Source organism: Oricola sp. (genome assembly GCF_965230365.1).
GTDB lineage: Bacteria > Pseudomonadota > Alphaproteobacteria > Rhizobiales > Rhizobiaceae > Oricola.
On the sequence record NZ_OZ246003.1, the window covers coordinates 1,844,356 to 1,868,491 of the forward strand.

Here is a 24,136-nt window from a genome sequence, read left to right on the forward strand (position 1 = left end):
GTCGATGCTCGCGGTGCCGGTACCGCTCGGTTCAGATGCGTTCGATGGCGATGGCCGTGCCTTCGCCGCCGCCGATGCACAGCGACGCGATGCCGGTCGCCTTGTCGTGGGTCTCCAGAGCGTTGAGAAGCGTGACGATGATACGCGCCCCCGATGCGCCGATCGGATGGCCGAGCGCACAGGCGCCGCCATGCACATTGAGCCGGTCATGGTCCATGCCGATCTCGGCCATCGCCGTCATAGGCACCACTGCGAAGGCTTCGTTGACCTCCCAGAGATCGACATCGCTGACGCTCCATCCGGCTCTGTCGAGCACACGGCGCATGGCCGGGACGGGGGCGGTGGTAAACCAGCCCGGCTCCTGGGCGTGGCTGGCATGGCCGAGGATACGCGCGCGGATGGTCGCGCCGCGGGCCTTCGCCTCGCTCTCGCGCATCAGCACCAGGGCAGCGGCGCCGTCGGAGATCGACGAGGCATTGGCCGCCGTCACCGTGCCGCCCTGCCTGAAGGCGGGTTTCAGATGCGGGATCTTGTCCGGCCGTGCCTGTTTGGGCAGTTCGTCTTCGGTCACGACCCGCTCGCCCTTGCGGTGCTTGACGGTGACCGGCGCGATCTCGCCGGCAAGCCGTCCGTCGGCGTTGGCGTTCTGGGCGCGGGCGAGCGACTCCAGTGCGTAGGCATCCTGCGCCTCGCGGGTGAACTGGTACTTCTCTGCGCAATCCTCGGCGAACGTCCCCATCGCCCTGCCGGTGTCGTAGGCATCCTCAAGCCCGTCGCGCATCATGTGGTCGATCACCGCGGTGTGCCCCATGCGCACGCCGCTGCGCGCGCCGGCAAGCAGATGCGGCGCATTCGTCATGGATTCCATGCCGCCGGCGACCAGCACCGCGCCATTGCCCGTAAGGAGCTGGTCGTGCGCCATCATCACGGCTTTCATGCCGGAGCCGCACATCTTGTTGAGCGTGACCGCCGGAACGCTGCTGGATAATCCGCCAAGGAACCCGGCCTGTCGGGCCGGGGCCTGGCCTTGTCCGGCGCCGAGTACGTTTCCCATCAGCAATTCATCGACGCCGTCTGCACCGAGCGCGGCGTTTTCGAGCGCGGCCTTGATGGCGACACCACCAAGCGCACTTGCCGTAACGTCGGCGAAGTCGCCGAGCATCGATCCCATGGCGGTCCGCGCCGCGCCGGCGATGACGATATTGTCGGCCATCTGTGCTCCTCCGCTCAGTCCTCCGGACCGCGTTTCTAGACGGGTCGCCGGGTTTGCGCCAGTGCCGTTTGTCGCAGAAAAAACGCTACTTCCCGAGTGCGATGCCCTCGCGGCGCGGGTCGGCGCCGCCTTCCAGCCCGTCCGGCGTTATGACGATGCCATGCAGTCCGGAATTCAGGTCGCGCACGCTGACCGGGTAGCCCATCTGCTCCAGATCGGCCTGCATCGCGGCAGCGTCCGTGCCTTCTTCCAGATCGTAGGTGTCAAAACGGTTGACCCGGTGCGGCATGGCGATGGCCTGCTGGATGTCCAGGCCCCAGGTCAGATGGGCGATGATGGTCTTGGCAACATAGCCGATGATGCGGCTGCCGCCCGGCGACCCGATCACCAGCACCGGTTTTCCGTCCTTTAGAACAATGGTCGGCGCCATGGAAGAGCGGGGCCGCTTCCCCGGCTCGATCCGGTTGGCGATCGGATTTCCGTTTCGGTGCGTGCGGAAGGAGAAGTCGGTCAATTCGTTGTTGAGCAGGAAGCCGCCCGTCATCAGACGCGAGCCGAATCCGTTCTCAATGGTCGTGGTCATCGACAGTGCGTTGCCGGCGGCATCGACAATCGAGATGTGGCTTGTCGATGGCAGTTCGATCGATTCGTCATCGGCGAGCAGGAGCGTGTGGTCGAAGGCAGGCAGGCCCGGTGCGACCACCGGCAACGCGCTGAAGCCATCTGTCCTGTCGCCTTCGATCAGTTGCGCTCGCTCGCGCAGATAGTCAGGATCGAGCAGTCCCTTGACCGGAACCGGCACGAAATCGCTGTCGGCCATGTAGCGCCCACGGTCGGCGAAGGCGAGACGCGAGGCGTCGCCGATCAACCGCCAGCTTTGCGGATCGTCCGGGCCAAGGATGTCGAGCGCGAACTCCGCCGTCATGCCAAGGATCTGCCCGACCGTCAGCGCGCCGGAGGATGGCGGGCCCATGCCGCAGATCTGGTATTCCCGATAGGGCGCGCAGACCGCCGGGCGCTTGATGACCGCATAGTTGTCGAAATCGCGTTGGGCGAGCACGCCGGGATTGCCCGGCGCGTTCCGGACCGTCTCGATGATCGCCTCGGCGATGGGACCGGAGTAGAAGGCCGGAGCGCCCTTTTCCGCGAGCGCACGCAGCGTCTCCGCATAGGGTTGGTTGACCAGCCATTCGCCGACCTTCAGGGGCGTGCCGCCCGGCAGGAAGTAACTGGCCGTGGCCTCAAAGCGCGCCAGCCGTTCCGCGTCCCGCGAGACCAACCCGGCAAGCCGCGGCGATACGACAAAACCGTCTTCGGCAAGCCGGATCGCATCGTCAAACAGGTTTGCCCATTCGGTCTTTCCCCAGCGTTTGTGGGCTTCTTCAAGCAGCGCTGGAGTACCCGGAGTTCCGACCGAACGACCGCCGACGACCGCGTCGAAAAACTTCATCGGCTCGCCATTCTCGTCCTGGAACATCGTCGGTCTCGCCGTCATCGGAGCGGTCTCGCGTCCGTCCAGCGTGGTGATCTCGCCGGTCGCCGCGTTGTACCAGACGAGAAACGCGCCGCCACCGAGCCCGGAGGACTGCGGCTCGACAAGGCCCAGTACAGCCTGCGTCGCGACCATTGCGTCGGCGGCGCTGCCGCCTTGTTCGAGCACGCGCGCGCCAGCCTCGACCGCAAGCGGATTGGCGGCGACGATCATCCATTGCCTGGCCTTGACGGGTACTCCGGCCTGTTTGGCGTCGAGCGCGGCGCGCGTCTGCGGCGAAACGGCGATATTGCCGCGCGGGGTCGCGACTTCCGGCGCTATGGCGTCGGCTGATTGCTGCGCCATGGCCGGAGATTGGGTCGGGCCGATGGCCGCGATGGCGGCAGTGAGAAGACAGGCGCGGGCATGCGTCTTCATGGCTCTTCCTCCGTTTGCCGAAGCAGTAGACGACGCGAATAATGTCATGGCAAGACTTGCATATGTCACAAATCAACGGGCAAATGACGCCACGGCGAGGAGGAGCGTTTAATGTTCGACAAGACGATGCGGTTCGGGCTGGGTGAGGAGATCGAAGCGCTGCGCGACATGGTGCAGCGCTTTGCGGCGGACGAAATCGCGCCGCGTGCAGCCGAGATCGACGCCTCGAATGAATTCCCGATGGATCTGTGGGAAAAGATGGGCGCGCTCGGCCTGCACGGGATCACCGTGCCCGAGGAGGAGGGTGGGGCCGGCATGGGCTATCTCGCCCATTGCGTGGCCATCGAGGAGATCAGCCGCGCCTCGGCTTCGGTCGGATTGTCCTATGGCGCGCATTCCAACCTTTGCGTCAACCAGTTGCGTCGCTGGGGCACGTCCGAGCAGAAGGCGAAGTACCTGCCGGGGCTGATATCGGGCGAGCATGTCGGTTCGCTGGCGATGAGCGAGCCGGGCTCCGGTTCGGATGTCGTCTCGATGAAACTGCGCGCCGAGAAGCGCAACGACCGCTTCGTGCTCAACGGCAACAAGATGTGGATCACCAACGGTCCGGACGCCACCACGCTGATCGTCTACGCCAAGACCGATCCCGAGGCCGGGCCGCGCGGCATCACCGCCTTCCTGATCGAAAAGGGCATGGCCGGATTCTCCACCGCGCAGAAGCTCGACAAGCTCGGCATGCGCGGCTCCAACACCTGCGAACTGGTGTTCGAGGGCTGCGAGGTACCGTTCGAGAACGTGCTCGGCGAAGAGGGCAAGGGCGTCAATGTGTTGATGAGCGGGCTCGACTATGAACGCGTCGTACTGGCCGCCGGGCCGGTCGGCATCATGGCCGCCGCGCTTGATGTGGTCGTGCCCTATGTGCATGAGCGCGAGCAGTTCGGCCAGCCAATCGGCACGTTCCAGCTGATGCAGGGCAAGCTCGCCGACATGTATACGACGACCAATGCCTGCCGGGCCTATGTCTATGCGGTGGCGGCGGCCTGCGACCGGGGCGAGACGACGCGCAAGGATTCGGCCGGCTGTATCCTTTATGCCGCCGAGAAGGCGACGCAAGTGGCGTTGGAGGCAATCCAGTGCCTCGGCGGCAACGGCTACATCAACGATTATGCGACCGGCCGTCTGCTGCGTGACGCCAAGCTCTACGAGATCGGCGCTGGCACGTCGGAGATCCGCCGCATGCTGATCGGGCGGGAATTGTTTCAGGAGACGGTGTGAGCGCGCCGCCTGCGATCGATCAGACAATGCACATGTGGAATCGTCTATGACTGTCCTTTCTTCCTCTTTAACTCATGCAGCGCCGGAATTCGCGGCCAACCGGGATGCGATGGAGGGGCAATACGAGGCGATTGCTGCCGAAGCCGCGCGCATCATGCAAGGCGGGTCGGAAGCCTCGCGCGCACGCCATGTCAAGCGCGGCAAGCTGTTGCCGCGCGACCGCATCGCCGGGCTGCTCGACAATGGTTCGCCGTTTCTGGAGATCGGCCTTTTTGCGGCAAACGGCGTTTATGACGACGACATCCCGTCTGCCGGCGCGATCGCCGGTATCGGCAAGGTGGCGGGCCGCGACTGCATGGTGTTGTGCAACGACGCGACCGTGAAGGGCGGGACTTACTATCCGCTGACCGTCAAGAAGCACCTCAGGGCCCAGGAGATCGCCGAAGAAAACCGGCTGCCCTGTATCTACCTCGTCGATTCAGGCGGCGCCAACCTGCCCAACCAGGACGAGGTTTTTCCGGACAAGGATCATTTCGGGCGCATCTTCTTCAACCAGGCGCGGATGAGCGCCAAGGGCATTGCCCAGATCGCCGTGGTGATGGGCTCATGCACGGCCGGCGGCGCCTATGTGCCGGCGATGAGCGACCAGACAATCATCGTCAAGAACCAGGGCACGATCTTTCTTGCCGGCCCGCCGCTGGTCAAGGAAGCGACCGGCGAAGTCGTCGACGCCGAGACGCTGGGCGGCGGCGACACGCACACCAGATTGTCAGGTGTTGCCGATCATCTGGCCGAAAACGACGACCACGCGCTGGCGCTGGCGCGCGAGATTGTCGGCCATCTCGGCCCTGCGCCTGAGCCCAACATCACGCTTGCCGCGCCGCGGCCGCCGGCGCTTGCCGCCGACGACATCATGGGCATCGTACCCGCCGATCCCAAGACGCCATTCGATGTGCGCGAGGTGATTGCCCGCATTACCGACGGCTCCGACTTCGCCGAGTTCAAACCGCGCTACGGCACGACGCTGGTCTGCGGCTTTGCCCACATCGATGGCGTGCCGGTCGGTATCCTCGCCAACAATGGCGTGCTGTTTTCCGAAAGCTCGATGAAGGGCGCGCATTTCATCGAGTTGTGCTGTCAGCGCAAGATCCCGCTTTTGTTCCTGCAGAACATCACGGGCTTCATGGTCGGCTCCAAATACGAGGCCGGCGGCATCGCCAAGGACGGCGCCAAACTGGTGACGGCGGTCTCGACCGCTGCGGTTCCGAAGGTCACCGTCATCATCGGCGGCTCCTACGGCGCGGGCAATTACGGCATGTGCGGCCGCGCCTATTCGCCCCGCTTTTTGTGGATGTGGCCGAACGCGCGCATCTCGGTGATGGGCGGGGCGCAGGCCGCCGGCGTTCTGGCCAATGTGCGGCGCGCCGGCATCGAGGCGAAGGGCGGCACGTGGTCGGCGGAAGAAGAGGCCGAGTTCAAGCGCCCGACACTGGAGATGTTCGAGCGCCAGTCGCACCCGCTCTACGCCTCGGCGCGGCTGTGGGACGACGGCATCATCGATCCGCGCAAGACCCGTGACGTGGTGGCGTTGAGCCTGCGCGCGGCGCTCAATGCGCCGGTCGAGGAGACCAAGTTCGGCGTGTTCAGGATGTGAGGCATGGCGCCGCCGAGCTCAGCGTGGCCCGGACACCCGGAAGACCAGGATTGCGAAGCTGTCGGTCCCGCCGCGCGTCTGGATGACCGGCGGTAGCGTTTCGACATTCCTGAACACGGCGTCGAGCACCTTCTCGAACTGTGCAGTGCGCCGTCCGGCAGCACTCAGCCTGGCCGGCTCGAACGCGTATCCGGCGACGTCCCGCGGTATGGGCGGATGACGCATATGGGCGAGGTGGCGGGGATCTGCTGGCGACACGTAGACCGTGATGTCCGGGCCGAGCGCATAACCGATCTTGCCAGCCCTCGAATAGGTCAAGCCATATGCATAGTCATCATCGCCCAGGATAATACCGCGGGCCTTTAACTCCGGTACGAGATCGTTCCAGTCGCTGGTATCCCACCGCAACTCTGATTCAGCCACGATCGGGTGATCCATGTAGGGCAACCCCCATCGCATGTGCCAGGTTGCGAGCGCGAGAACGAGGAGGACGCCATAAATGCCGAGCCAGCAAAGCGGCCTCAGGTACCGGCGTAGCCGTGGCCCGGTTTCGGTGCACCAAATTCCGACGAGCGGCATGGCGATCGCCAGGCCGGGCATGCTCCAGTGCGGCGGGCTTTGGCTGCCGACAAGCGCGACCGCATAGAACACAAGGATCAGCGTCGTCGCCATGACCGCGTAGGCTTTGCGTTCTTGCGAAGCTTTCTGCCGGAAAGCTGCGATGATAGCCAGCAGGGCGAACACCCAGGATACCGGCCAGAAAAACCCCATCTGGCCGAGAACCAATTGCAATAGACCGGCCGGATCGAATACCAGTCCGGATTGGGTTCCGACCCGTCCTGTATGAAAGAGAAAAGAAGCCCAGCCGTTCTGGGCGTTCCAGATGAGCGTCGGAAGCTGCATGAACGCGGCAATCATTGCTCCGATCCATGGTCCTGGCGTGCGAAAAGACTGGCGCCCGGCAGGGAGTACAAGCAACGCGATCAGCGCGGCGAGGACGAAGACCAGCGCATGGTACTTCGACAGCATGGCGGCGCCAAGCGCTGCGCCGCCGAGCACCCATCGAAGAATAGGCCGGTCGGGCTCTCTGTCGAACACGGCAGGAAAGACGAGCCAGATCGCCAGCATGATGAAGAAATTGAGCGGTCCGTCAGGTCCGACGAACCGGTTGGCGGCTATGCAGAAATAGGGTGCGACGGCAAACAGCAATGCCGCCCAGAGTGCCGCCCGTGCCGAGAACCGCCGGGTCAGGCTCCAGACGAGCCAGGTCGTGCCCGTGCCGAGCATCACATAGGGCAGCCTGACGATGAGGTTTGACTCGGCTCCGAAAATCTGTGCGGACCATTGTGCGAGCGAGAAGGCGAGCAGCGGATGATCGAAGAAGGCAAGCGTCGGTTGCCGGCTCACAATGACTGCGTAGCTCTCGTCGATATTGAGCGGCATCAGCCAGGCGGTGATGAGGTGGGCTGCAAGGAAAAGACCAAGAAGGCCTGCGATTCCGAGTGGAGGCTCGTCCCGAGAGAAACGCGCGTGCGCTGGTCGCGGGGTGCTGATGTCATTCATGCTGAATGATGGCCTCTCGATGCGAAAATGCCAGGAAATGGCGCCACGTTTGTCGCCCTGCGGGCAAGAAGCCTCTTGCACGAGGTCGCAGGCGCGGTAAACCGCTTCTTAAGGGGAGGTATTATGGTTCGACAACTTCGGATGCCAGCATGACGGCGGGGCGCCTGACCGTCATCGAAGCCGACATCACGACGCTTGCCGTCGACGCCATCGTCAATGCGGCGAACTCCTCCCTGCTTGGCGGCGGTGGCGTGGACGGGGCGATCCACCGGGCCGCCGGGCCTGAACTGCTCGCCGAATGCCGGACGCTTGGCGGTTGCGCGACGGGCGAGGCTAAGATCACCAAGGGCTACGATCTGCCGGCGCGCCACGTGATCCACACGGTCGGCCCGGTCTGGTGCGGCGGCAACGAGAACGAGCCTGAACTGCTCGCGTCCTGTTATCGCAAGTCGCTTAAACTTGCTGATGTAAACAATTGTTCGACAGTCGCTTTTCCTGCGATTTCTACTGGTGTCTATGGCTATCCGCCCGAGGAGGCGGCCGCTATCGCCGTCCGCGCCGTCGCGGACTGCCTGGCCGGTCTTCCCGTGCTGCAGCAGGTGACGTTTTGTTGTTTCAGTAGTAAATCGGCGGAACTGCACCGTTCCGCCATTGCCGCGCTTTGAAGGATCCCATGTTCGACAAGTTGCTCATCGCCAATCGCGGAGAAATTGCCTGCCGCATCATTCGCACCGCGCGCCGTATGGGCATCAAAACGGTCGCGATCTTCTCCGATGCCGACCGGCACGCCCTGCACGTGGAGATGGCCGACGAGGCGGTGCATGTCGGCCCACCGGCACCGCTGGAAAGCTATCTGAACACTGCCCGTATCATCGAGGCGGCGCAGGCGACGGGCGCGGCGGCGGTGCATCCCGGTTATGGCTTTCTTTCGGAAAACCCGGATTTCGTCGAAGCGGTCGAGAAGGCCGGGCTTGTCTTTGTCGGTCCGTCGGCGAAATCGATCCGCGCCATGGGCCTGAAGGACGCCGCCAAGCGGTTGATGGAAAAGGCCGGCGTACCGGTCGTGCCCGGCTATCACGGCGAGGCGCAGGAAGTCGTCGTTCTGTCGGCCAAGGCGGCGGAGATCGGTTTCCCCGTGCTGATCAAGGCGCGCGCCGGCGGCGGCGGCAAGGGCATGCGCAAGGTCGACAGCCAACCCGAGTTCAAGGATGCGCTGGCGGCGGCCAAGCGCGAGGCGAGGGCGGCCTTCGGCGACGACCGGGTGCTGGTCGAGAAGTTCGTCACGTCGCCGCGCCACATCGAGGTGCAGGTCTTTGGCGACAATCACGGCAATGCGGTTCATCTGTTTGAACGCGATTGCTCGTTGCAGCGCCGCCACCAGAAGGTTGTCGAGGAAGCGCCAGCGCCGGGTATGACCGAGGAGGTCCGCGCCGCGATGACCGAGGCGGCCGTCAAGGCGGCGCGGGCAATCGACTATTCCGGTGCCGGCACAATCGAATTCATCGCCGATGGCTCCGGGCCGCTCAGGCCTGACGGTTTCTGGTTCATGGAGATGAACACGCGCCTCCAGGTGGAGCATCCGGTCACCGAAGCGGTAACTGGGCTTGATCTGGTGGAATGGCAGTTGCGGGTCGCCGCCGGCGAGCCGCTGCCGCTGGCGCAGCCCGACATAGCGATTTGCGGCCATGCCTTCGAGGCGCGGCTATATGCGGAAGACCCGGCCAACGGCTTCTTGCCGCAGACGGGAACACTGCATCATCTGGCCTTCAGCGACGCGGCGCGGAACGACACCGGCGTGCGCTCGGGCGATGCGGTGACGCCGCATTACGATCCGATGATCGCCAAGATCGTCACCCAGGGCGAAACGCGTGACGTGGCGCTTGCCGGTCTGCGCGTCGCGCTCGCAGAAACCCACATCGCCGGCACGGTCACCAATCTCGCCTTCCTGGAGGCGCTGGCCACCCATGAAGGGTTTGCCGCCGGCTCGGTCGACACCGGCCTGATCGACCGCGATCTGGCGTCGCTGATCGGGCGCGAGCCGCCGCAGGAAGTGGCCGTTGCCAGCGCCGCGTTCGCCGCGCTCGGCATCGAACTGGACGCCGCCTTTGCAGGCTGGCGCCTGTGGGGCGAGGCCGCGCATCGCATCGCGTTTACTGTTGATGGCGAACGGCTGGAACGACGGCTTGTCCTGCATGGTGACGGCTCGGCAAGCCTGACCGGCGGCAATGAGGCGGTCCGGTTCCGGGACGTTGTTCGCGACGGCGACCGCATTCGGTTGCGCCTGGATCCGCATGGCATGGCTGTTGAGGCACGCCTGGCGGTGTATCCCACTGTCGAGGGCAGCGCGGTGTCGGTGCGCTTCGGCGGAACAACGCATGAATTCGCCTTCGACGATCCGCTGCTGGCCGCCGCGCATCATGCGGAGGAGGGCGACGTGGTTTCATCGCCGATGACGGGCGTTGTCAGGGCGGTCAATGTGCGGCCGGGCTCGGCGGTCGCCAAGGGCGACAAGCTGATCGTGCTGGAAGCGATGAAAATGGAGACGAGCCTTGTCGCGCCGCGCGAGGCGACGGTCGCCGACGTGCTGTGCGCTGCGGGCGAAACCGTGGAGGGTGGCGCGATATTGCTGCGGTTCGAGGAGGCCGATGCATGATCAGACTGCACCATTGCCCGCAGACGCGTTCGATGCGTGTGTTGTGGCTGCTGCACGAACTCGGCGTGCCGTTTGAGGTCGTGATCCACCCATTCGACAAGAGCCTGCGCGATCCGGCTTATCTCGAGCTTTCGCCGGCGGGGCGCGTGCCCGCGCTGGAGATCGACGGCATGACAATGTTCGAGAGCGGCGCCATGACCGAGTATCTTTGCGAGCGTTTCCCGGATGCCGGCCTTGGCCGGCTCCCCGGCGACGCGGGGCGGGCCGAATGGCTGACATGGCTGCATTTTGCCGAGACGGTCAGCCAGCACGCCGCCGCGCTGACCCAGCAGCATGTCGCACTTTACGACGACAGCATGCGCTCGCCGATCGTCATGAAGCTGGAGGCGGCGCGGCTGAAGAAGTGCTACGCCGCCATCGAGGCCCGCCTTGCCGACCCCGAAGCGGCACGCGACATGCTTCTGACATCGGGTTTTTCAGCCGCCGACATTGCTGTCGGGCAGGCGGTCTACATGGCGAAGCACTTCGCGGCTCTTGACGATTTCCCGGCGCTCGAAGCTTGGTACGGGCGGATCAGCGCGCGTCCGGGCTTTATCGCCTCCCTGCCAGAGGCGGATGACGTGAAGCTCTATGTCCGTGATTTCTATCCGGCTTGGGACATTGTGCAGTGAGCGACGTGCGCATCTTCGAAGTCGGCCCGCGCGACGGCCTGCAAAACGAGAAGGCGATCATACCGGCGGCCAGCAAGATCGCGCTGATCGACCTTCTGTCGGAGGCCGGTTTCAGTCACATCGAGGCGACCAGTTTCGTCTCGCCGAAGTGGGTCCCGCAGCTCGCTGACGCCGAGGAGGTTCTGACCGAAATCACCCGGCGGCCAGGTGTCTCCTACGCTGCGCTGACGCCGAACCTGAAGGGCTTCCAGCGGGCGTTGGCGGCGAAAGCCGACGAGGTCGCGATCTTCGGATCGGCGTCAGAGACGTTCAGCCAGAAAAACATCAACTGCTCGATTGCCGAAAGCCTTGAGCGCTTCGCGCCGGTCATGGAGGCGGCGCGTACGGCCGGCATCCCGGTTCGCGGCTATGTGTCCTGCGTCGTCGGCTGCCCCTATGAAGGCGATATCGCGCCGGCTGCGGTTGCCGATGTCGCGGGCAAGCTGCTTGCCATGGGCTGCTACGAAATCTCGCTCGGCGACACCATCGGCAAAGGCACGCCAGAGACGATCCGCGCCATGTTGGAGGCTGTCGTCGACGCAGTGCCAGCGGAAAAACTGGCCGGCCATTACCACGACACAGGCGACCGGGCGCTCGACAATGTGAAGGCGAGCCTCGCATTCGGGCTGCGGACGTTCGACAGTGCCATTGGCGGGCTCGGCGGATGCCCCTATGCGCCGGACGCCAAGGGCAATGTGTCGACCATCCCGCTTGTCCGGATGCTCGAAGCCGAGGGATTTGATGCTGGCCTCGACATGGATAGATTGCTCGCCGCGCAGGCCTTTCTGGCGGATACGGTTTCTGGAGGGCCGAAATGAGCGACTACGAGACCATCCTGCTGGACATCGATGCGCGCGGCATCGCGACCGTGACGCTGAACCGGCCGGACAAGCACAACGCGATGAACGCGCAGATGATCCGCGAACTGGATGCGGTGGCAGCGCAACTCGCCGGTGAAGAGACCGTGAGGGCTGTCGTCCTCGCCGGTGCGGGGCAATCGTTTTGCGCCGGCGGCGATCTCAACTGGATGAAGGCGCAGGCCGAACAGGACCGCTCCGGAAAGATTGCCGAGGCGCGGGCGCTCGCCGGCATGCTGGCGGCGTGGAATGCGTTGCCGAAACCGGTCGTCGCCCGCGTGCACGGTCGCGCCTATGGCGGCGGCATCGGTCTGATCGCAGTGAGCGATGTTGCGATTGCCGCCGAAGGCTTGCGGTTTTCTCTGACAGAAACGCGGCTCGGCCTGATTCCGGCGACGATCGGCCCGTTCGTCGTCAGCAGGATGGGTGCCGGGTTTGCGCGGCAAGTGTTCTTTTCCGGGGCGACGTTTGATGTCGATTTTGGTCTGAGATCCGGCTTTCTGGCGCGCGCCTGCGCCCCGGCGGACCTCGACGCTGCCGTCGAAATGGAGTGTTCTGCGATTCTCAAATGTGCGCCGGGCGCGGTCGCCGACGCCAAGGCGCTCTGCCGGACGCTGGCCCGCCAGCCGGAAGGCGATGTTCTCACCATGACGGCCGAGGCGCTTGCGGACCGTTGGGAGACCAGCGAAGCGCAGGACGGCATCGCCGCTTTCTTCGCCCGCGAGGCGCCGCCCTGGCGGGACGAATTCTGACACATTGCATTGGCCGAGCGTTGCGTGCCATTGATTGCCGGCTGAACGAACGAGAAGACCGCCGCACGCGGCGGGGAGGAGCGTCCCTTTGGAATTGAATGACGAAGTCCGCATCGCTGCCCCACGCGGCAAGGTGTACGAGGCGCTCAACGACCCCGAGATTCTCAAGCAGTGCATTCCCGGCTGCGAGGAACTGGTCAAACACTCCGATACCGAACTGGAAGCCAAGGTGCTTTTGAAGATCGGGCCGGTCAAGGCGCGGTTCGGCGGCAAGGTTCTCCTCGATCCCGCCGGTGCGCCGGAGCGCTTCTCGCTGACCGGAGAGGGCAGCGGCGGTGCGGCCGGCTTCGCCAAGGGTGGTGCCGATGTCGAACTGGACGAGGATGGCGGCGAAACGGTGCTGCGCTACACGGCAAAGGCCGATATCGGCGGCAAGCTGGCGCAGCTTGGAAGCCGGCTGGTCGCCGGCACGTCGCGCAAGTTGGCGGCGACGTTCTTCGAGCGTTTCGCGGAGACTGTCTCGGCCGAATAGGGTTGCGGATCAGCTTTCCCGGTTTTCCGGCGGCGGGCCATCCTTGACCGCCTGCATCGACACATAGGTCGACGTGTTGGCGACATGCGGCAACGCTGATATCGTTTCTCCCAGGACCTTGCGGTAGGCGGCGATGTCCCGCGTCCTGACTTTTAGCAGGAAATCGAACGATCCCGCGATCATGTGGCACTGCTCGATTTCCGGTACATGCATCACCGCGTCGCCGAATGCCGACAACGCCTTCTCTGTCGTGTCGGACAGGCGCACTTCCGTAAACGCCACGTGTTCCCGACCGAGCTTGGCCATGTTGAGCACGGCGCGAAAGCCCAAAATGTAACCCTCGTCGATCAGCCGGCGCATGCGCACTTGGCAGGGGCTTTTCGACAGACCGACGCGCTTGGCGAGTTCGGTGACTGGCAGGCGTCCGTCTCTCTGCAATTCCGCCAGTATCTTGCGGTCGTAGCGGTCCAATTGGTTCTCTGCTTGCGTAAAGTCGCTCATCAGTTCCCGGATAATGCTTGGAAAACGGGAATCTTTCCCGCCTTTGGGGCATTCTAGGGAAATATGCCTTCATCAGCAATGATAAGCTGGTCGAAAGCGGTTCAAACGGGGGCAATCGATGACGGCAGGCGGTTCCATGCAGGCGGCGCGGCGCGCGATGCGCGACATGCATTGCGCCGACGAAACGCGGATTCTGGCCGATCTGGCAGCCGAATGGTCGCCGGATGTTACAACGCGCCAAGCCGTCACACAGCGGGCCGCGCTGATCGTCGAGGCCATCCGCGCGCAAGACAATCCGGGCCTGATGGAAGTCTTTCTGGCCGAGTATGGCCTGTCGACCGACGAAGGCGTGGCGCTGATGTGCCTGGCCGAAGCGTTGCTGCGGGTTCCCGACGCGGCGACCATGGACGATCTGATCGAGGACAAGATCGCGCCGTCGCAGTGGGGCATTCATCTCGGCAAATCCAGTTCGTCGCTGGTCAATGCTTCGACCTGGGCTCTGATGCTGACCGGACGCGTGCTCGACACCGATGGCGGCGGCGGGATGGCCGGCCTGCTGCACGGGGCGGTCAAACGCCTCGGCGAGCCGGTCATCCGTACCGCGGTCAAGCGCGCCATGAAGGAACTGGGCAGCCAGTTCGTTCTCGGCGAAACCATCGAGGCCGCGATGCGGCGCGCCGAAACGATGGAAGCCAAGGGGTATGGCTATTCCTATGACATGCTGGGCGAGGCGGCTTTGACCGTGGCTGACGCCGAGCGCTACCGGCAATCCTATGCAGCGGCAATCGCGGCAATTGCCACGGGTTGCACGCAAAACGATCCGCGGCGCAACCCGGGCATTTCCGTCAAGCTGTCGGCGCTGCATCCGCGCTACGAACTGGCCAAGAAAGAGCGGGTGATGGCCGAACTCGCACCGAGGCTGCGCGATCTGGCGCTTCTCGCCCGCGACGCCGGCATGGGGTTCAACATCGATGCAGAGGAGGCCGACAGGCTGGACCTGTCGCTCGATGTAATCGAGGCGGTACTGGCTGACCCGGCGCTTGCCGGCTGGGACGGTTTCGGCGTTGTTGTGCAGGCCTACGGCAAGCGCGCCGCGCCGTTGATCGACTGGCTGTATGGCCTGGCCAGTCGCCTCGATCGCAAGATCATGATCCGCCTCGTCAAGGGCGCTTATTGGGATACCGAAATCAAACGGGCGCAGGTGGACGGTGTTGCCGACTTCCCGGTGTTCACGCACAAGGCGCATACCGACATCTCCTATCTGTGCTGCGCGCGCAAGCTGTTGGCGATGTCCGATCGCATCTATGCGCAGTTCGCCACACACAACGCGCATACGGTTGCTGCGATCCTGGAATTGGCGGACGATTTCGGCGCATTCGAGTTTCAGCGCCTGCATGGGATGGGCGAAGCACTGCACCGGCTCGTCGTGGAACGGGAACGGGCCCGCTGCCGGATCTATGCGCCGGTTGGCGCGCATGGCGACCTGCTTGCCTATCTCGTCCGGCGCCTTCTGGAAAACGGCGCCAACTCGTCCTTCGTCAACCAGATCGTCGACGCCGAAGTGCCGGTGGCGCGGATCGTCGCCGATCCCTTCGAGGCGCTGCCGGCGGCGGGTCATACCTCGCCGATCCGCAAGCCCGCCGAGGTATTCGCGCCATCGCGTGCGAACTCGAGGGGCTGGGATCTGCGCAACTCAGGCGATCTTGCCGATTTCGAAGCGGCGCGGTTGACGCACAAGGTTTCCCGGTTCGAGGCGATGCCGCTCACGGTGGTCGCTCCGGTCGGCGGCGAACCGCGAACGATCGTCAATCCCGCCGATCCGGACGACCGGGTTGGCAGCGTGACCGAGACGGCGCCATCGGATGTCGCTGCCGCACTGGATTCTGCTGCCGACTGGTCGGATGCCTCGGCAGCGCAGCGCGCCGCCATTCTGCGCAAGGCGTCCGCGCTCTACGAAGCCAGTTACGGTCGTATCTTCGCGCTTCTGGCGCGCGAGGCCGGGAAAACGCCGCTCGACGCTGTCGGCGAGTTGCGTGAGGCGGTCGATTTCCTGCGCTATTATGCCGACCAGATCGAACAGCGGGGCGGAACCGCGCCACGCGGCGTGTTTGCCTGCATCTCGCCATGGAACTTTCCGCTGGCGATCTTTACCGGCCAGATCGCTGCTGCGCTTGCCGCCGGCAACGGCGTGCTGGCAAAGCCGGCCGAGCAGACGCCGCTCATCGCCGCGCTCGCGGTCGGTCTGCTGCATGAGGCCGGCGTGCCGCGGCGGGTCCTGCAACTCCTGCCAGGCGACGGTGCAACCGTCGGCGCGGCGCTGGTCTCCGATCCGCGCATCGCGGGCGTCTGTTTCACCGGGTCGACGGAGACCGCGCAAATCATCAATCGCGCCATGGCGCAGCACCTCGATCCTGACGCGCCGCTGATCGCCGAAACCGGCGGGCTGAACGCGATGATCGTCGATTCGACGGCGCTGCCGGAGCAGGCGATCCGCGACATCGTCGCTTCGGCGTTTCAGTCGGCCGGCCAGCGCTGCTCGGCACTGCGGGTGCTCTATGTGCAAGAGGACGTCGCACCGCACATGCTGGAGATGCTCTTCGGTGCGATGGACGAACTCGCAATCGGCGATCCGTGGGAAGTGTTCGGCGATGTCGGGCCGGTGATCGATGCCGACGCGATGGCAACGATTTCGGCTCATGTCGAGAAAGCGCGGCACGAAGATCGCATCTTGAAGGAACTGGATGCGCCCGCGCTGGGTACGTTCTGCGCGCCCGTCGCCATCCGCATCAACGGCATTGCCGATCTGGGCCGGGAGATATTCGGGCCGGTGCTGCATGTGGCAACGTTTGAAGCATCGCAGATCGACGCGGTGATCGACGCGATCAACGCCACCGGCTACGGGCTGACCTTTGGCCTGCACACCCGCATCGACGATCGGGTACAGCACATCGTCTCGCGGGTTCATGCCGGCAATCTTTACATCAACCGCAACCAGATCGGCGCCGTTGTCGGGTCGCAACCTTTTGGCGGGGAAGGGCTGTCGGGCACCGGACCCAAGGCCGGCGGGCCGCATTATCTCGACCGGTTCATCCGCACCGGCACCCGGCATTCGGCGCTTCCGGCCATCAACAAGATGGCCGACGCGGCTGAAGTACAGGCAAAGCTGGCCGGCCTCACGATTTCGCGCGACGTGCTGTCCACGGTTGCCATGCCCGGCGTGACCGGCGAATCCAACCGCCTGTCGGTCGCGCCGCGCGGGGTCGTACTCTGTCTGGGGCCGACAGCCGCCGACGCGACAGCGCAGGCGGCACTCGCTGCCCGCCAGGGCTGCACGCCAATGATCGTCGTGCCGGGCACCGGGGATGCAAATGCTATCGATGGCTTTCTTGACCGGGGCCTGTTGCGCGAGCTCGACGGTTTCGACGCGGTAATGCTGTGGAGTGACAAGGCAGATATGCGTAACGCACGCCAGGCGCTGGCCATGCGCGACGGCCCGCTGCTGCCGCTGATTGGCGAAAGCCACGCCGAGCCGCGGCTCATTGTCGAGCGTCATGTCTGCATCGACACGACAGCGACAGGCGGCAACGCCGAGCTGCTGGCGGCCAACGCTTGACCAGATTGGAACGATTCGAAGAAAAATTTGACCTTATGATAAAATTCGCGCATCCTGACGTGAATGCGATCCACGCGGCCGTGGCCGGTCGCGCGAAGTCAGGAGGAATTCCGCATGAGCGAAGCGGTGCGTCAACGCGATGTGAGGGCCGGTCGGCTTGATGCCGACACCTATGAAGAGCTGTTTTCCGATCTTCATCCGCCGCTTGACCGGCACGAGGCACATGTCGAGGCCGACCGCTGCTACTTCTGCTATGACGCGCCGTGCATGACGGCTTGCCCGACATCCATCGATATTCCGATGTTCATCCGCGAAATCTCCACCGACAATCCGATCGGTGCGGCCAAGACCATCTTCGACCAGAACATCTTTGGCGGCATGTGTGCCCGCGTCTGCCCCACCGAGACCTTGTGTGAAGAGGTCTGTGTGCGGGAAATTGCGGAAGGCAAACCGGTCAAGATCGGTCAGTTGCAGCGCTATGCAACCGACCGCGCAATGGCCGAGGAAAGACAATTCTACGAGCGTGCCGCCTCGACCGGAAAGCGGGTCGCTGTCGTCGGCGCCGGTCCGGCGGGCCTCGCTTGTGCGCACCGGCTTGCCATGAAGGGCCATGATGTCGATGTCTTCGAAGCGCGTGAGAAGGCTGGCGGACTGAACGAATTCGGCATCGCCGCCTACAAGACCCCGGACGGCTTCGCGCAGGCCGAGGTCGACTACATCACCGCCGTCGGCGGTATCGAGGTGCATTACGGCAAGCAGCTCGGCCGCGACATCGCTCTGGCCGGGCTCGCGGCTGACTACGACGCCGTGTTCCTCGGCATGGGGCTTGCCGGTGTCAACGCGCTCGGCAATGCCGACACCGATGCCGAAGGCAGCATCGATGCCGTGTCGTGGATCGGCGAACTGCGCCAAGCGGGCGATGTCGCGTCGATCCCGGTTGGTCGGCGTGTCGTCGTCATCGGTGGCGGCATGACTGCGGTCGACGCTGCGGTGCAGGCCAAGGCGCTTGGCGCTGACGAAGTGACGATCTGCTACCGCGGTCCCAAGGAGCGCATGAAGGCGTCCGAATTCGAGCAGGAACTCGCCAAGATCCGTGGCGTCACGGTTCGCTACAACATGTCGCCAAAACAGATGATCGCCACTGACGGCGCGGTCAGCGGCATGGTCTTCGAGCGCGACGGCGAGACCGTCGAAATCGCTTGCGACGAGGTGATGAAGGCGATCGGACAGGCATTTGCGCCTGACGCGCTGAACGGTTCGGCCGAAGCAATCTCGCTTTCGGGCGGTCGCATCGGCGTCGATGAGGAAGGCCGCACATCAATGCCGATGGTCTGGGCGGGTGGCGACTGCGCCGATGCCGGCGACGACTTGACCGTCACAGCGGTCGCGCAGGGGCGCGATGCTGCTGAGAGCATTCATCAGGCGCTCGTCGCCAGCTAAACCCGTTCGCACGGCAACCGACGCAAGGAGGACGCGCCATGGCTGATCTTTCCACCAATTTCCTCGGCATCAAATCGCCCAATCCGTTCTGGCTCGCATCCGCGCCGCCGACCGACAAGCAGTACAATGTCGAGCGCGCGTTCGAGGCCGGCTGGGGCGGTGTCGTCTGGAAGACTCTGGGCGAAGCCGGTCCGCCCGTCGTCAACGTCAACGGCCCGCGCTACGGCGCGATCTGGGGCGCCGACCGCCGCCTGCTGGGGCTCAACAATATTGAGCTGATCACCGATCGCGATCTCGAGGTCAATCTGCGCGAGATCAAGGAGGTCAAGCGCAAGTGGCCGGACCGCGCCATGATCGTCTCGCTGATGGTGCCGTGCGAGGAAGAACCGTGGAAGAAGATCCTCGCGCGCGTCGAGGAGACTGAGGCTGACGGCGTTGAGCTGAATTTCGGTTGTCCGCATGGTATGAGCGAGCGCGGTATGGGCTCGGCGGTCGGCCAGGTGCCCGAATATATCGAGATGGTGACCCGCTGGTGCAAGCAGCACACGCGCATGCCGGTGATCGTCAAACTGACACCGAACATCACCGACATCTGCAAGCCGGCGGAAGCCGCGCATCGCGGTGGCGCGGACGCGGTCAGCCTGATCAACACGATCAACTCGATTACTGCTGTCGACCTAGACAGTTTCGCGCCCGAACCGACCATCGACGGCAAGGGTTCGCATGGCGGCTATTGCGGCCCTGCGGTCAAGCCGATCGCGCTGTCGATGGTCTCCGAGATCGCCCGCAACCCTGAAACCGCCGGCCTGCCGATTTCCGGCATTGGCGGGGTGACCACCTGGCGCGATGCCGCCGAATTCATCGCGCTCGGTTGCGGCACGGTGCAGGTCTGCACGGCGGCCATGACCTACGGCTTCAAGGTCGTTCAGGAAATGATCACCGGGCTTGAGAACTACATGGACGAGAAGGGTTTCAAGTCCATCGAGGACTTCCGCGGCATGGCGGCCCCGAACGTCACCGACTGGCAATATCTCAACCTGAACTACGTCACCAAGGCGAAGATCGATCAGGACCTCTGCATCAAGTGCGGGCGGTGCCACATCGCCTGCGAGGACACCTCGCACCAGGCGATCACCAACACGGTCGACGGCGCGCGCATGTTCGAGGTGATTGACGAGGAATGCGTCGGTTGCAATCTGTGCGTGAATGTCTGCCCGGTCGAGGGCTGCATCACCATGGAGCCGATTTCAGGCGTCGATCCGCGCACCGGCAAGCCAGTCGATTTGGAATACGCAAACTGGACGACGCACCCGAACAATCCGTCAGTCTGGTCCAAGCAGGCGGCCGAATAGGCTGTCCGGCTCCGGTCGGATGGCGGCCTCGACGACGATGCATGCCACCGGCCGGCAGAAACTGCTCGGTCATCTGGCGATGGCCGCCTTTGCATCGCTGATCGCTGGGTCGTTTTCGCTCGGCGCGCTTGCCGCCCCGCATATTGCGCCCGCGCCGCTCAACGCGGTGCGGTTCGTTTTCGGCGCCACGCTGATGGGCGTCTTCGCCTTCGTGCTGTCTGGCCACCGCTTCCACCTGCCGCGGGCCGCCTGGCGCTTCATCGTTCTCGGCGCGTTGATGGCGATCTATTTCGTCACCATGTTTCACGCGCTCGCCATCGCCGACCCTGTGTCGGTGGGCGCGGTGTTTACGCTTACGCCGCTTCTGGCAGCCATCTTCGGCCGCTTTCTGCTCGCCCAGCGCATCCGGCCGTCGGTGCTTGTCAGCATCCTCGTAGCGGGCGCCGGCGCTGTTTGGGTAATCTTTCGCGGCGATGTCCAGGCCATGCTGGCGCTGCGCGTTGGACCCGGCGAGACGATCTATTTCTTCGGCGTGGTTTGCCATGCCCTCTACACCCCGCTTTACCGCCGTTACTCGCGCGGCGAACCGGTGGTGGTCACGTCATTCTGGGTATTGGCCGCGACGGCCCTGTGTCTATTGGTCTACGGCGCAAACGCGATCGTGACGACCGAATGGTCGGCACTGCCGGTGATCGTCTGGGGCGCCATCGCCTATCTGGCGGTGTTCACCACGGCGGCGACCTTCTTCCTGTTGCAGTTCGCGGCCATGCGGCTGCCTGCCGGCAAGGTGATGGCCTATGGCTATCTGACGCCGGCGATCATCATCGTGCTGGAAGGTTTGCTGGGCCATGGCTGGGCGGCTGGCGCAGTATTTACCGGCGCAGTGGTCATTGTCGGCGGCTTGCTTGTGCTGGCTGTTGTGCCGGACAACTAGAAAGTGCTGTAATCCCACCGTGACGGTATGAAGAAAGACCGGAGCTTTGTGGAGGGATTATGCGTATTCTGATAGTTTTACTTACAACAGTTGCATTGCTGGCTGTTTCGGGCGCCACATATGCTGCCGAAATCGAGGACCATCCGCTGGTAAGCCGCTATGAGGGATCCATCCCCTCGCGCCGCGACGAAAGCGCCTTCCAGGAGTACAAGCTGATCACAGGCATCGTTCCTGACAGCCTGGAATTCGAAAGTCTGCCGCTTGAAGGTCGGTTCACGCGCGTTTCCTACCAAAACCCGCTCGGCCGGTCGGCGCAGGAGATTTACGCAAATTACGTTCTCGCGCTTCAAGGGGCTGGTGCGGAAGTCCTTTTCCAATGCGTTGATGCCGAATGCGGACCTGGTTTTGCGGGTAGCCGCTGGGGGCGGTTCAACGGCACGATCCATTTGCCGGGCGCCGGCGCCTATGTCGCAGCCCTCATCAAGTCGGGCGAGCAGTCGGCCTATGTGGCAGTCGGCGTCACCAAGAACCGGCATCAGGTTACGATCCTTGAAGTCGAGAACATGGAGACCGGTCTTGTCGAGATCGACGCAGAAGCGCTCGGCAACGAGCTGGACCTGATGGGCCATGTCGCCATTCCGGGTGTCTATTTCGAGACCGGAAAGGCGACGCTGACGACCGAATCCGGTCCCGCGCTTCAAGCCATGGCAACAATCCTCTCGGCGCGGCCCGGAGCGAATGTCTGGGTAGTCGGCCATACCGACTGGACGGGCGGCCTGGATCTCAACCTTGGCCTGTCCGCCGACCGGGCTCGCGCTGTCGTACGCGCGCTTGCCGACGACTACGGCATCGCGGCATCCAGGCTGGAAGGGCATGGCGTCGGCCCGCTCGCGCCGGCGGCGTCGAATGCCGGCGAGGCCGGACGAGCCGCCAATCGTCGGGTCGAACTGGTCCTGCGGCGGTAGGGGCAAGCCTTTGGCTGGAGCGTGTCGGGCTAGCGCGGCCTGACGCCGTTCAGGATCACGCTTAGCACTGCTTGTGCGGCCTGCTCGGTGAAACCGGGACGGCCGGCCTGCGAGCCGATGATCGCGCGGATTTGTACGTCGAAATCCGCGTAATGCTGAGTCGTCGCCCAAATCATGAAGACGAGGTGGTAGGGATCGACCGGCGCGAGCTTTCCCTCGCCGACCCACTGACGGATGACCTTGGTCTTCTCGTCGACCAATTCCTTCAGCGTCGTGTTCAGGAAGTCACCGATCACCGGCGCGCCGTGCAGGATCTCGTTTGCGAACAGCTTCGAGGCCTCGGGCTGGCTTGCCGACATCTGCAGCTTGGCGGTGATGTAGCGGCGGAGTTCCTCGATCGGATCGCCCTTGGGGTCGATGTCGGCGAACGGCGCCAGCCATGCGTCGAGCGTTTCCTCAAGCACCTTTTGATAAATCTGCTTCTTGCCCTTGTAATAATAGAGCAAATTCGGCTTCGACATACCCGCTCGTCGAGCGATCTCGTCGATCGTCGCGCCGCGAAAGCCCGAGGTGGCGAACACTTCCAGCGCCGCGTCGAGAATGGCCTTTCGATTGGCCTCCTGGATGCGCGACATGGGCTTGGCGGATTTTGAGCTGGCTTGGGTCACGTAGCCTATTCTTCCAGTTCCTCTGCCGGCCGGTTTCATGCAATGGTAGGCACACTTGACCCGGTTCGAAAGCTCTTTTAGCGTTCATTTTGACCAAACGGTCAAGTGAGGGTCAAGCGGTATTCCGTTGCGAAAGCCTATCGGTCGTGCCGCGGAAACGAAAACTCATGGACCGGGTTCCGGAGACAGGTGGTGCATAATGTCTGATCGTGCCGTTGCGCCGAACAATCTCGAAGCATTCTGGATGCCGTATACGGCAAACAGGCAGTTCAAGAAGAACCCCCGCATGCTCGTCGATGCGGAGGGCATGCACTACACCAGCGGCGACGGCCGCCAGATTCTCGACGGCACGGCCGGGCTTTGGTGTTGCAATGCCGGCCACAAGCGGCCGAAGATCGTCGAGGCGCTGAAGCGGCAGGCCGAATCGCTTGACTATGCGCCGGCGTTCCAGATGGGCCATCCCGCCGCTTTCGAACTCGCTGCCCGGCTGGCCGCCAAGCTGCCCAAGCCGCTCGACCATGTGTTCTTCACCAATTCCGGTTCGGAAAGTGTCGATACCGCGCTCAAGATCGCGCTCGCCTACCAGCGCCAGATCGGGCAGGGCACGCGCACCCGGCTGATCGGCCGCGAACGCGGCTATCACGGTGTTGGTTTTGGCGGCATTTCGGTCGGCGGTATCGTCGCCAACCGCAAGACCTTCGGCACCATGCTGACGGGCGTCGATCACATGCGCCACACCCATGACCCGTCCCGTAACGCGTTCACCCGCGGCGAGCCGGACCATGGCGCGGAATATGCCGAAGACCTGATCCGGATCATCCAGTTGCACGACCCGTCAACGATCGCGGCGGTCATTGTCGAGCCGGTTGCCGGTTCCACCGGCGTGCTGATTCCGCCGAAAGGTTATCTGAAGCGGTTGCGCGAGATCTGTGACCAGCATGGCATTCTCTTGATCTTCGACGAGGTGATCACCGGTTTCGGACGGCTCGGCACACCGTTTGCCGCCGACTATTTCGATGTCGTGCCGGACATGATCACCACCGCCAAGGGGATCACCAGCGGTGTCGTGCCGATGGGCGCGGTGTTCTGCTCGTCGACAATCTACGACGCGTTCATGACCGGGCCTGAGAACATGATCGAACTGTTCCACGGCTACACCTATTCCGGTCACCCGCTGGCCTGCGCGGCGGCGCTGGCGACTCTCGACACCTATGACGAGGAAGGGCTTTTGACGCGCGGTGCGGAGCTTGCCGGCTATTGGGAAGAGGCGGTGCATTCCTTGAAGGACTGCCCGCATGTCATCGACATCCGCAATCTCGGCCTGATCGGCGCGATCGAACTCGAACCGATTGCCGGCGAGCCGACCAAACGGGCCTTCTCGGCGTTCCTGGAAGCCTATGAACGCAACCTCCTGATCCGCACGACCGGCGACATCATCGCGCTGTCGCCGCCGCTGATTATCGAGAAAAGCCACATCGACGAACTATTCGACACACTGCGCGGCGTGCTGCTGTCGATCGACTGAGCCGCGTTAAAGGAGACTAC

The 24,136-nt window shown here is 63.9% G+C and carries 19 protein-coding genes; 14 read left to right on the forward strand and 5 right to left on the reverse strand.

Translation table 11 applies throughout. The annotated features are described in order from the left end of the window. Positions 1 to 31: 31 nt before the first annotated feature. Both ACO06R_RS08855 and ggt read right to left on the reverse strand, forming a co-directional pair. Complete coding sequence (locus ACO06R_RS08855) at positions 32 to 1,213, reverse strand: thiolase family protein (RefSeq protein ID WP_421858648.1); 1,182 nt, start codon at positions 1,211 to 1,213, stop codon at positions 32 to 34. A gap of 85 nt (positions 1,214 to 1,298) precedes the next feature. Continuing rightward, on the reverse strand, positions 1,299 to 3,122 hold the full coding sequence (gene ggt, locus ACO06R_RS08860) for a gamma-glutamyltransferase (RefSeq protein ID WP_421858651.1): 1,824 nt from the start codon (positions 3,120 to 3,122) through the stop codon (positions 1,299 to 1,301). A 111-nt stretch (positions 3,123 to 3,233) separates the two neighbouring features. Here ggt and ACO06R_RS08865 point away from each other — a divergent pair, with 111 nt between their 5' ends. Beyond that, positions 3,234 to 4,397: an isovaleryl-CoA dehydrogenase gene (locus ACO06R_RS08865; RefSeq protein ID WP_421858654.1), complete on the forward strand. Its 1,164-nt coding sequence runs from the start codon at positions 3,234 to 3,236 to the stop codon at positions 4,395 to 4,397. Between the two features lie 46 nt (positions 4,398 to 4,443). Further along, positions 4,444 to 6,051: a carboxyl transferase domain-containing protein gene (locus ACO06R_RS08870; protein WP_421858656.1), complete on the forward strand. Its 1,608-nt coding sequence runs from the start codon at positions 4,444 to 4,446 to the stop codon at positions 6,049 to 6,051. A gap of 18 nt (positions 6,052 to 6,069) precedes the next feature. On the opposite strand, the gene ACO06R_RS08875 is transcribed toward ACO06R_RS08870, so the two are convergent. Next, positions 6,070 to 7,494 carry an ArnT family glycosyltransferase gene (locus ACO06R_RS08875; RefSeq protein ID WP_421858659.1) on the reverse strand — a complete coding sequence of 475 codons (1,425 nt, stop codon included), beginning with the start codon at positions 7,492 to 7,494 and terminating at the stop codon, positions 6,070 to 6,072. Between the two features lie 269 nt (positions 7,495 to 7,763). Between ACO06R_RS08875 and ACO06R_RS08880 the strand changes: the two genes are divergently transcribed. The 6 genes from ACO06R_RS08880 to ACO06R_RS08905 all read left to right on the forward strand — a co-directional run bounded on the left by ACO06R_RS08880 (position 7,764) and on the right by ACO06R_RS08905 (position 13,118). Then, positions 7,764 to 8,279: an O-acetyl-ADP-ribose deacetylase gene (locus tag ACO06R_RS08880; protein ID WP_421858662.1), complete on the forward strand. Its 516-nt coding sequence runs from the start codon at positions 7,764 to 7,766 to the stop codon at positions 8,277 to 8,279. Positions 8,280 to 8,287: 8 nt separating this feature from the next. Beyond that, on the forward strand, positions 8,288 to 10,267 hold the full coding sequence (locus ACO06R_RS08885; protein ID WP_421858665.1) for an acetyl/propionyl/methylcrotonyl-CoA carboxylase subunit alpha: 1,980 nt from the start codon (positions 8,288 to 8,290) through the stop codon (positions 10,265 to 10,267). Continuing rightward, positions 10,264 to 10,938 carry a glutathione S-transferase family protein gene (locus tag ACO06R_RS08890; protein ID WP_421858667.1) on the forward strand — a complete coding sequence of 225 codons (675 nt, stop codon included), beginning with the start codon at positions 10,264 to 10,266 and terminating at the stop codon, positions 10,936 to 10,938. Before ACO06R_RS08885 ends, ACO06R_RS08890 begins: the two co-directional genes overlap by 4 nt. After that, on the forward strand, positions 10,935 to 11,795 hold the full coding sequence (locus ACO06R_RS08895; RefSeq protein WP_421858670.1) for a hydroxymethylglutaryl-CoA lyase: 861 nt from the start codon (positions 10,935 to 10,937) through the stop codon (positions 11,793 to 11,795). The genes ACO06R_RS08890 and ACO06R_RS08895 overlap by 4 nt, the downstream gene beginning before the upstream one ends. Then, on the forward strand, positions 11,792 to 12,586 hold the full coding sequence (locus ACO06R_RS08900; protein WP_421858671.1) for a crotonase/enoyl-CoA hydratase family protein: 795 nt from the start codon (positions 11,792 to 11,794) through the stop codon (positions 12,584 to 12,586). Before ACO06R_RS08895 ends, ACO06R_RS08900 begins: the two co-directional genes overlap by 4 nt. Positions 12,587 to 12,674: 88 nt before the next feature. Next, a complete protein-coding gene (locus ACO06R_RS08905) occupies positions 12,675 to 13,118 on the forward strand; it encodes an SRPBCC family protein (RefSeq protein WP_421858674.1) in 444 nt (147 codons plus the stop codon). A gap of 9 nt (positions 13,119 to 13,127) precedes the next feature. Here ACO06R_RS08905 and ACO06R_RS08910 read toward each other — a convergent pair whose 3' ends face one another. After that, the gene (locus tag ACO06R_RS08910) at positions 13,128 to 13,619 is read right to left on the reverse strand and encodes an Lrp/AsnC family transcriptional regulator (protein ID WP_421858676.1); all 492 of its coding nucleotides are present in this window, start codon (positions 13,617 to 13,619) and stop codon (positions 13,128 to 13,130) included. 118 nt (positions 13,620 to 13,737) lie between these two features. On the opposite strand from ACO06R_RS08910, the gene putA reads away from it, so the two are divergent. The 5 genes from putA (at position 13,738) to ACO06R_RS08935 (ending at position 21,923) form a co-directional block, all read left to right on the forward strand. Beyond that, on the forward strand, positions 13,738 to 17,232 hold the full coding sequence (gene putA, locus ACO06R_RS08915; protein WP_421858678.1) for a bifunctional proline dehydrogenase/L-glutamate gamma-semialdehyde dehydrogenase PutA: 3,495 nt from the start codon (positions 13,738 to 13,740) through the stop codon (positions 17,230 to 17,232). A gap of 114 nt (positions 17,233 to 17,346) precedes the next feature. Next, a complete protein-coding gene (locus ACO06R_RS08920) occupies positions 17,347 to 18,672 on the forward strand; it encodes an NAD(P)-dependent oxidoreductase (RefSeq protein WP_421858680.1) in 1,326 nt (441 codons plus the stop codon). 38 nt (positions 18,673 to 18,710) lie between these two features. After that, a complete protein-coding gene (gene preA / locus ACO06R_RS08925; RefSeq protein WP_421858683.1) occupies positions 18,711 to 20,024 on the forward strand; it encodes an NAD-dependent dihydropyrimidine dehydrogenase subunit PreA in 1,314 nt (437 codons plus the stop codon). 19 nt (positions 20,025 to 20,043) lie between these two features. After that, positions 20,044 to 20,958, forward strand: a complete 915-nt coding sequence (locus ACO06R_RS08930) for a DMT family transporter (protein ID WP_421858686.1) — start codon at positions 20,044 to 20,046, stop codon at positions 20,956 to 20,958. A 59-nt stretch (positions 20,959 to 21,017) separates the two neighbouring features. After that, the gene (locus ACO06R_RS08935) at positions 21,018 to 21,923 is read left to right on the forward strand and encodes an OmpA family protein (RefSeq protein WP_421858689.1); all 906 of its coding nucleotides are present in this window, start codon (positions 21,018 to 21,020) and stop codon (positions 21,921 to 21,923) included. A gap of 29 nt (positions 21,924 to 21,952) precedes the next feature. Here the strand turns inward: ACO06R_RS08935 and ACO06R_RS08940 are convergent, their stop codons facing one another. Beyond that, positions 21,953 to 22,558, reverse strand: coding sequence for a TetR family transcriptional regulator C-terminal domain-containing protein (locus tag ACO06R_RS08940; RefSeq protein ID WP_421859302.1), 606 nt, complete (start codon positions 22,556 to 22,558; stop codon positions 21,953 to 21,955). 232 nt (positions 22,559 to 22,790) lie between these two features. Here ACO06R_RS08940 and ACO06R_RS08945 point away from each other — a divergent pair, with 232 nt between their 5' ends. Beyond that, entirely contained in the window at positions 22,791 to 24,116 is a 1,326-nt protein-coding gene (locus ACO06R_RS08945) for an aspartate aminotransferase family protein (protein WP_421858692.1), read from the forward strand. Positions 24,117 to 24,136: the final 20 nt, after the last annotated feature.

What these genes read in the sequence shown, in the direction of transcription:
- ACO06R_RS08855 (WP_421858648.1), bottom strand. Translation starts at nt 1,213, where the DNA reads ATGGCCGACAATATCGTCATCGCCGGCGCGGCGCGGACCGCCATGGGA.
- ggt (WP_421858651.1), bottom strand. Translation starts at nt 3,122, where the DNA reads ATGAAGACGCATGCCCGCGCCTGTCTTCTCACTGCCGCCATCGCGGCC.
- ACO06R_RS08865 (WP_421858654.1), top strand. Translation starts at nt 3,234, where the DNA reads ATGTTCGACAAGACGATGCGGTTCGGGCTGGGTGAGGAGATCGAAGCG.
- ACO06R_RS08870 (WP_421858656.1), top strand. Translation starts at nt 4,444, where the DNA reads ATGACTGTCCTTTCTTCCTCTTTAACTCATGCAGCGCCGGAATTCGCG.
- ACO06R_RS08875 (WP_421858659.1), bottom strand. Translation starts at nt 7,494, where the DNA reads ATGCCGCTCAATATCGACGAGAGCTACGCAGTCATTGTGAGCCGGCAA.
- ACO06R_RS08880 (WP_421858662.1), top strand. Translation starts at nt 7,764, where the DNA reads ATGACGGCGGGGCGCCTGACCGTCATCGAAGCCGACATCACGACGCTT.
- ACO06R_RS08885 (WP_421858665.1), top strand. Translation starts at nt 8,288, where the DNA reads ATGTTCGACAAGTTGCTCATCGCCAATCGCGGAGAAATTGCCTGCCGC.
- ACO06R_RS08890 (WP_421858667.1), top strand. Translation starts at nt 10,264, where the DNA reads ATGATCAGACTGCACCATTGCCCGCAGACGCGTTCGATGCGTGTGTTG.
- ACO06R_RS08900 (WP_421858671.1), top strand. Translation starts at nt 11,792, where the DNA reads ATGAGCGACTACGAGACCATCCTGCTGGACATCGATGCGCGCGGCATC.
- ACO06R_RS08910 (WP_421858676.1), bottom strand. Translation starts at nt 13,619, where the DNA reads ATGAGCGACTTTACGCAAGCAGAGAACCAATTGGACCGCTACGACCGC.
- putA (WP_421858678.1), top strand. Translation starts at nt 13,738, where the DNA reads ATGACGGCAGGCGGTTCCATGCAGGCGGCGCGGCGCGCGATGCGCGAC.
- ACO06R_RS08920 (WP_421858680.1), top strand. Translation starts at nt 17,347, where the DNA reads ATGAGCGAAGCGGTGCGTCAACGCGATGTGAGGGCCGGTCGGCTTGAT.
- preA (WP_421858683.1), top strand. Translation starts at nt 18,711, where the DNA reads ATGGCTGATCTTTCCACCAATTTCCTCGGCATCAAATCGCCCAATCCG.
- ACO06R_RS08930 (WP_421858686.1), top strand. Translation starts at nt 20,044, where the DNA reads ATGGCGGCCTCGACGACGATGCATGCCACCGGCCGGCAGAAACTGCTC.
- ACO06R_RS08935 (WP_421858689.1), top strand. Translation starts at nt 21,018, where the DNA reads ATGCGTATTCTGATAGTTTTACTTACAACAGTTGCATTGCTGGCTGTT.
- ACO06R_RS08940 (WP_421859302.1), bottom strand. Translation starts at nt 22,558, where the DNA reads ATGTCGCGCATCCAGGAGGCCAATCGAAAGGCCATTCTCGACGCGGCG.
- ACO06R_RS08945 (WP_421858692.1), top strand. Translation starts at nt 22,791, where the DNA reads ATGTCTGATCGTGCCGTTGCGCCGAACAATCTCGAAGCATTCTGGATG.